General features: G+C 73.8%; 8 protein-coding genes. 4 read left to right on the top strand and 4 right to left on the bottom strand.

Annotation, left to right across the window (positions count from 1 at the left end; all coding sequences use genetic code 11):
• Positions 1-83: 83 nt before the first annotated feature.
• Positions 84-992, bottom strand: a complete 909-nt coding sequence (locus VGD85_RS18720) for a DMT family transporter (RefSeq protein ID WP_331064940.1) — start codon at positions 990-992, stop codon at positions 84-86.
• Between the two features lie 77 nt (positions 993-1069).
• On the opposite strand from VGD85_RS18720, the gene VGD85_RS18715 reads away from it, so the two are divergent.
• Positions 1070-1987 (top strand): LysR family transcriptional regulator, encoded by a 918-nt coding sequence (locus VGD85_RS18715; protein WP_331064939.1) that lies wholly within the window; start codon positions 1070-1072, stop codon positions 1985-1987.
• A 30-nt stretch (positions 1988-2017) separates the two neighbouring features.
• Here VGD85_RS18715 and VGD85_RS18710 read toward each other — a convergent pair whose 3' ends face one another.
• Positions 2018-3400 carry an NAD-dependent malic enzyme gene (locus VGD85_RS18710; RefSeq protein WP_331064938.1) on the bottom strand — a complete coding sequence of 461 codons (1383 nt, stop codon included), beginning with the start codon at positions 3398-3400 and terminating at the stop codon, positions 2018-2020.
• 215 nt (positions 3401-3615) lie between these two features.
• Between VGD85_RS18710 and VGD85_RS18705 the strand changes: the two genes are divergently transcribed.
• Positions 3616-4038, top strand: a complete 423-nt coding sequence (locus VGD85_RS18705) for a YccF domain-containing protein (protein WP_331064941.1) — start codon at positions 3616-3618, stop codon at positions 4036-4038.
• Between the two features lie 32 nt (positions 4039-4070).
• Here VGD85_RS18705 and VGD85_RS18700 read toward each other — a convergent pair whose 3' ends face one another.
• A complete protein-coding gene (locus VGD85_RS18700; RefSeq protein ID WP_331064937.1) occupies positions 4071-4889 on the bottom strand; it encodes an SCO6745 family protein in 819 nt (272 codons plus the stop codon).
• A 174-nt stretch (positions 4890-5063) separates the two neighbouring features.
• On the opposite strand from VGD85_RS18700, the gene VGD85_RS18695 reads away from it, so the two are divergent.
• Positions 5064-5339 (top strand): hypothetical protein, encoded by a 276-nt coding sequence (locus VGD85_RS18695; protein WP_331064936.1) that lies wholly within the window; start codon positions 5064-5066, stop codon positions 5337-5339.
• A gap of 29 nt (positions 5340-5368) precedes the next feature.
• Here VGD85_RS18695 and VGD85_RS18690 read toward each other — a convergent pair whose 3' ends face one another.
• On the bottom strand, positions 5369-6625 hold the full coding sequence (locus VGD85_RS18690; protein WP_331064935.1) for a GNAT family N-acetyltransferase: 1257 nt from the start codon (positions 6623-6625) through the stop codon (positions 5369-5371).
• A gap of 59 nt (positions 6626-6684) precedes the next feature.
• Between VGD85_RS18690 and VGD85_RS18685 the strand changes: the two genes are divergently transcribed.
• On the top strand, positions 6685-7505 hold an 821-nt coding region (locus VGD85_RS18685), incomplete at its 3' end, for a DNA glycosylase AlkZ-like family protein (RefSeq protein WP_331064934.1).

Here is a 7505-nt window from a genome sequence, read left to right as displayed (position 1 = left end):
CGGGGTGGGCTGGGCGTCGGCGGCGACGCCGGGGGCCAGCACGCCCGCGGCGAGCACCACGGCACCGAGCGCGGGCAGCGTCCTCATGCGACCGATCGTAGCTCCGGCGCGACCGGTGATGAGGGCGATCGCGTGCGACCGGTGCCGGCGGGCCACTGGACGACGAGGACCGTCCCGAGGACCAGCGCGCCGCCGAGCACCTGCTGCACCGTCAGCGATTCGCCGAACACCAGGGCCGCACCGCCCACCGTCACCACGGGCTCGATGATCGAGAGGAGGGCGGTGACCGACGGGCCGACCCGGGCCAGGCCGGCGAAGAACAGCAAGATGGCCGCGACCGTGCTCACCGACGCGATCAGCGCCAGCCAGAGCCAGCCGACGGGTGCGAACCCGAGGTCCGGTACGCCGTGCAGGCCCGACCAGATCACGAACGTGCCGAACGCCCCCAGGCAGACGAGCGTCGCGAAGGCGAGCGGGTCGGCGGCCGCGACCCGGTCGCCGAGGAGGATGTAGCCGGTGTAGACGATCGCCGAGCCGAGCGCGAACGCCGATCCGCCGAGGTCGAAGGCGCCCGTGGAGGCGCCGCCGAGCACGAGCGCCACCCCGCCGAGCGCCACCAGCAGGCCGAGCGCACGCCGGCGCGTCGCGCGCTCGCGCCGGGTGAGCACGGCCATCGCCATCACGAGCAGCGGGTAGACGCTGAAGACCAGCGCGACCTGCGAGGCGTCCACGCGGGTGAGCGCGGCGAAGTAGAGGCCGGCCTGCGCGGCGTACCCCAGGGCGCCCATCAGCAGGCCGATGACGACCGCGCGCCGGCTCAGCCCGCGCAGCCGGCCGCGGGCATGGGCGATCACGAGCAGCAGGAGGCCGGCGAGGCCGAACCGCACCAGCAGCAGGGCGTCGAGGCCGACGCCGGCGTCGTACGCGAGCTTCGCGAACAGCGCCATCACGCCGAACGCGACGGCGCTGAGGACGACGGCGACCGATCCCATGCGGTCCAGTCTGGGACCGGCGATCGTTCAGGTCCATCGCGGATCCGTGGCGCTCATCGTTCAGATATTCTGAACAGATGATCGAGCTGCGGCGGCTGCGCGTGCTGCGCGAGGTGCACGTGCGCGGCACCCTCCACGCCGCCGCGCAGGCACTCGGCTACACGCCGAGCGCGGTCTCCCAGCAGCTCGCCACCCTCGAACGCGAGGTGGGCGCGCCCCTGCTCGAGCGGGTGGGCCGCAACGTCCGCCTCACCGAGGCGGGGCGCGTGCTCGTCCGGCACGCCGACGCACTCCTCGAGGGCGCCGACGCCGCCGCCTCCGAGGTCGCCGCCGTCGCGGCCGGCCGGCTGGCGGGGCCGGTCCGGGTCGCGGCGTTCCAGTCCGCGTTCCTGCGGATCGTCGCCCCCGCCGTACGCCGGCTGGCCGAACGGCAGCCGGCGATCCGCGTCGAGGCGACCGAGGCCGAGGTCGAGCAGGCCGTGCCGGAGCTGCGGCTGCACCAGCTCGACGTCCTGGTCGGGGACGAGTACGAGGCGCAGCCCCGGGCCCTGCATCCCGGGCTCCAGCGCGAGGTCGCGCTGCGCGAGCGGATCAGGATCGTGCTCCCCGCCGACCACCCGCTGGCGTCGGCCGAGCGGATCCGGCTCGCCGACCTGGCCGACCTGCCCTGGGCCGTGTGCCAGCCGGGCACCGGCCACCACGAGATGCACCTGCGCGCCTGCCGCCAGATCGGCGGCTTCGAGCCGGACGTCCGCTACACCTCCGACGACTTCTTGATCCTGCTGGAGATGGTGCGTACGACGGGTGCCGGCGCGCTGCTGCCCGACCTCGTCGTCGGCTACGAGGCGCCCGGCGTCGTCGCCCGGCCCTTCGCGGCCGGGGGAGTGGGGCGCGAGGTCTTCCTGCTCACCCGGCAGGCCCGGACCCCGACGGTCGGCGCGGTGGTCGAGCAGCTGCGGGAGGCGGCCGGCGCCGCCGCACGGCGGCTCGGGTAGGCGGACCGGCCTCGCGCCGTACGGGTCACCTCAGGGCGTTGCGGCCTCGCGCACGGCGTCGGCCACCGCGGTCGCGACGCGCGGGTCGAACACCGACGGCACGATGTAGCTGGCGTTGAGCTCCGACGGCGAGACGGCGTCCGCGATCGCGGAGGCGGCCGCGAGCATCACCTCCTGGGTGATGTCGTGGCTGCCGGCGTCGAGCATCCCGCGGAAGAAGCCCGGGAACGCCAGCACGTTGTTGATCTGGTTGGGGTAGTCCGAGCGACCGGTCGCGACCACGGCCGCGTGCTTGGCTGCGGCGACCGGGTCGACCTCCGGGTCGGGGTTGGCGAGCGCGAAGACGATCGCGTCCGGGGCCATCGTCGCGACGTCGTCCTCGCTGAGCAGGTTCGGCGCCGAGACGCCGATGAAGACGTCCGCTCCCGCCAGGGCGTCGGTCAGGGGGCCGGCGAAGCCGTCCTGGTTGGTGTGGTCGGCGATCCACTGGCGCGCCGGGTCGAGGTTCTCCTGGCCGCGGTGCACCGAGCCGTTCCGGCCGCAGGCCACGATGTCGGTCGCCCCCTGGGCGTGGAGCAGCTCGATGATCGCGTGACCGGCCGCCCCGACGCCGCTGACGACGATGCGTACCTCGCTCAGCTTCTTCCCCACGACCCGCAGGGCGTTGGTGAGAGCGGCGAGCACCACGATCGCCGTGCCGTGCTGGTCGTCGTGGAAGACGGGGATGTCGAGCTCAGCGCGCAGCCGCGCCTCGATCTCGAAGCACCGCGGTGCGGCGATGTCCTCGAGGTTGATGCCGCCGTACACCGGCGCGATCGCCTTGACGATCTCGATGATCTTCTCGGTGTCCTGGGTGTCGAGGCAGACCGGCCACGCGTCGACGTCGGCGAACTGCTTGAAGAGGGCCGCCTTGCCCTCCATCACCGGCAGCGCCGCCGCCGGGCCCAGGTTGCCGAGGCCCAGGACCGCCGAGCCATCGGTCACCACCGCGACCGTGTTGCGCTTGATGGTGAGCCGCCGGGCGTCCTCCGGGTTCTTGGCGATGGCCAGGCACACCCGCGCCACTCCCGGGGTGTAGGCACGCGAGAGGTCGTCACGGTGCTTGAGCGGCACCTTCGGCACGACCTCCAGCTTGCCCCCGAGGTGCAGCAGGAACGTGCGGTCGCTGACCTTGCGGACCGTCGCGCCCTCGACGCGGTTGAGCGCCTCGGTGATCACGTCGGCGTGGTCCAGGTCCGAGGCGTCGCAGCTGACGTCGACGACGAGCCGGTCCGCGAGGGACTCGGCCACGTCGAGGGCGGTGACCGATCCACCCGCCCCGGTCACCGCGGCGACCACGTCTCCGGTGGCCCGTGCGGACGGGGGCACCTCCATCCGGACCGTGATCGAGTAGCCAGGACTGGGAGTTGCCATGACGCCCCTTCGAACAGGTAGCCGGAGGTATCGGCCCCGACACCGAGGTGCCGTTCCGGGCTGATACCGGTGCCGGCCGAGCGTAGCGCCACGCCTCGCGGTCCGCTGAAGGACGGGTCGATACGGGGTGGTCGAGCCACCGGCCAACCGCTCCGCCGTGGCGCGAGTCACGCGGCGCGGGCCGATGATCCCGGCATCATGGAGGCATGGGGCTGCTGCGCGTGGTGCTCAACGTCATCTGGCTGGTGTTCGGCGGCATCTGGCTCGCCCTGGCCTACGTGCTCGCCGGCGTCATCTGCTGCATCCTCGTCGTCACGATCCCGTGGGGGATCGCGTCGTTCCGGATCGCCAACTACGTGTTGTGGCCGTTCGGCCGCACGGCCGTGAGCAGGCCGACGGCCGGCGTGGGATCGCTGCTGGGCAACGTCGTCTGGATCCTCGTCGCCGGGATCTGGCTGGTGATCGGTCACGTCCTCACCGCGGTCGCACAGGCCGTGACGATCATCGGGATCCCCCTGGCGATCGCGAACCTCAAGGTCATCCCGGTGACCCTGGCGCCCCTGGGCAAGGAGATCGTCCCGAGCGACCGGCCGTTCGTGACGGCGTACGGCGCGTACGCCGGCGGGGCCCGCCGGTAGGCGTCACGCGCCGACCGGCCGGTGCCGCCCGCTCAGTCCTGTGCGGCGACCAGCCGCGCGGCGATCGGCTCGAGAGCGGCCATGAGCTCGTCGAGCTCATCCGGCGTGAGGCACTCGTACGGTTTCGCCGCGAGCTCGTCGGTGTGGGCCTCGACGCGCCGCTTGACGGCGCGACCCAGGTCGCCGAGCGTGCGGTCGTCCGCGATCAGGCCGCGCTCGCGCATCCCGTCGACGACGGCGGCGATCTGGGTTGCGGGGAGGTGGTGGATGCGTCCGAACCGCTCCGCGGGCAGGCCCAGGTCGAGAGCGAGGAGGACGTGCGCCTCGAGCCCACCGATGCCCTCGACCATCAGCGCCGCGATGTGCCCGTCGCCGCGATGCTCGCGCAGCAGGGACGCGGCATGGAAGAAGCGGGTGACCACGTCGTCGGGGAGCGGCAGGGCGAGCAGCGCGGCGTACATCGGCCGACCCTCGACCGGTGCGCTGGTGGCGGCCCGGGTCAGCAGGTCGGTGGTGCGGGCGAAGCCGGGGGAGTCGACGTGGTCGCCGAGGATCCGGCGCAGGGCGGCCGCGCAGCCCGACCGGCGAGCGGCGATCGCCGCTTCGGGAGTGGTGGTGCGCCACACCTTCGGGATGTGGCGCGCGACCTCGCCGGGGGCGAAGTTGTAGAAGAGCGCGTCCACCACCTCGGCAGGGACGATCCCGAGGGGCGCCGCACGCCCGGCGAAGTAGGTGTCCCAGTAGTCGGTGAACCCGAGGGCGAACATCGCCTCGTTGGGGTCGTCGGTCGAGTACGGGATCACCCCGATGGGCTCGACCAGCTCGAACATCCGACGAGCCACTGAGCTCATGCCGCACACACCTCCTGCGGAGTTGGACCGGTGCGCCCCGCCCGACTCATCGGCGGTCGTCGGGATCCGGATCGCGCCCTTGCGTCTCGACGCGACGCCTGGAACGGTGCAAGGCAACAGGCGTCACGACGGTCCGACGGGGGACCGCGCAGGGACCGCGCAGGAGGAGACCGGATGACGAACGACCAGACGACGGTGCAGGCGACCAACGAGGAGCTGCGCCAGCTCCTGGTGCGGCTGCACTCGACGATCACCTACGCCGCCACCGCCACGGCGCTGATCCTCGTGGGCGGCTGGGCGGTGGTGGGTGTGAAGGACTCGCTCACCGTGCCGGTGCTGCTGCCGATCCTGGCGATCGCGAGCGTGGCGGTCACGATCGTGGCGTGGGTCAACCAGGAGGAAGTGCAGCTGATCGGCAGGCCGAGAGCGGTCGACGCCGGCGACCGGTAGGACCCGGGTCCGCCACGGCCGTCGCCGGCTCAGAACCCGACGGCCGCGGTCGGCGCGAGGTCGGTGCGCATCGCCCGGGAGAGCTCGCGGACGGCGCCCGGCCGGACCTCCCGCACCAGGCCCGCACGGTGCAGCGCGAGCAGGCTCCCGCCACCGAGGTACGCCGAGCCCAGGGCCGCGACGTCCAGGTGCACGTCGGGATCCCCCGTGGCGCGCTCGACGGCGGCCGCTCCCGACGCGTCCGCGCGGATCCGCCACCGCCCGGCGTTCCAGGGCGCGGCCTGGTCGGCGACCTCGACCACCACGTCGCACGGAGCGCTCCAGGACCGGTCCTGCAGCGCGCCCGGCAGGTCGACGAGCCGCACCCACAAGGCGTCGTACGTCCCCACGTCGGAAGCCGACCGGGGCCCGCCGACCCAGGTGAGCAGCGGGTCGTCGACACTGACCGAGCCCACCTTGACGCTCGTCATCAGGTCGAGGTCCACGAGCCGGCGCACCAGCGCCAGGCGGGCGGCCGGCTCACCGACGACCGTCCACACCTCCACCTCGCCCGCGGGCCGCGACTTCTCCCACTTCTCGGTGCGGCGGAACGCCGTGAACCCGACGTCCACGCCGTCGCGCTGCGCGAACAGCACCCGCCACGGCTCCTTGCCGCGCAGGTGCTCGGGCAGCTGGGTGCAGATCCGGTCGTAGTAGCCGGGCGCGCCGACGACCGTGCCCAGGTCGGCGTGGGCGAGGTGGCAGGCCCGCAGCCGCGCGGGCACGCCCGGGTCGGTGACCGTCGCCATCCGGGTGGTCAGCCCGCTGACGGCCTCCGCCAGGTGCGGCGCGGTGAGCGTGGCGCCGCGGCCGAGGTGCACGTCGAGCTCGAGCGACGCGAGGCCGTAGCCGTGCCGCCCGTAGATCGCCGGCTCGCTCGCGTGCAGTGCCGAGACGTGACCGCCCTCCGCTCGGACCTGCTCGAAGTGGTGGCGCAGCATCGCGGTGAGGACGCCGCGGCGCCGGTGGTCGGGGTGCACGCCCACCCACGTCAGGCCCGCGCACGGGACCTGCCGGACGCCGGCGTCCGGCCCCGGGACGGAGAGCGTCAGCGGGAACACGCCGTAGATGCCGGGGTACGTCGCCTGGTCGGCCCCGTCGACCTCGGCGGCGAAGCGCTGGTCGGGCGACAGCCCCGTCAGCTGCACCTCGGTCGGTGCGCTCGACACCTCGGCGGACCAGACGAGCTGGTCGGTCGCGAGGTAGCGGTCGGCGTCGGCGGCGCGGTCGACGTGGATCTGGCTCATGCCCCCACCCAACCGTCCGGCCCCTCGCGGCGACAACCGGTTTCATTACGCTGGCACGGGTGACGACACCGCACCGGCTCTCGCGCGCCGACGCCCGGCGGATCTCGGTGCGCGCGCAGCTGCTCGACGCGGACCGGCCCGCCGATCTGGACGCGGTGCTGCGGCACCTCACTGTCCTCCAGCACGACCCGATCAGCGCGGTCGCGCCGAGCGCCGACCTGGTGCTGTGGAGCCGGCTCGGGTCGGTGTACGACCCCGCCGAGCTGCGCGACGCCGTCGACGAGCAGCGGGTGATCGACCTGCACGGACTGCTCCGCCCGGCCGAGGACGTCGCGCTGTTCCGCGACGAGATGGCCCACTGGCCGGGGACCGGCGAGCTCCGCGACTGGCAGGAGCAGCGCGTCGCCTGGGTCGAGGCCAACGAGGCCTGCCGGCTCGACATCCTCGAGCGGCTGCGCGCCGACGGGCCGCTCCCGGTCCGCGAGCTGCCCGACACCTGCGAGGTCCCCTGGGGCAGCACCGGCTGGACGAACAACAAGAACGTCCAGCGCCTGCTGGGCTTCATGGTGCAGCGCGGCGAGGTCGCCACCGCCGGCGGCTGGGGGCGCGACCGGCTCTGGGACCTCGCCGAGCGCGTCTATCCCGACGACCCCGTGCCGCCGGCCGACGAGGCCGACGCCGAGATCCGCCGGCGTCGGCTGCGGGCGCTGGGGATCGCCCGGCCCCGGGTGGCGGAGGTGCCCGGTGAGCCCTACGACGTCGGCGACGCCGGGGAACCCGCCGTGGTCGAGGGCGTCAAGGGGGAGTGGCGGGTCGACCCGGCGTACCTCGACGCGGCGCCGTTCGCCGGCCGCGCCGCCCTGCTCTCGCCGTTCGACCG

This window comes from Nocardioides sp., assembly GCF_036401255.1.
GTDB lineage: Bacteria > Actinomycetota > Actinomycetes > Propionibacteriales > Nocardioidaceae > Nocardioides.
The sequence above is the reverse complement of the archived record's forward strand: the minus strand, read 5'-3'. Positions and strand labels throughout refer to the sequence as shown.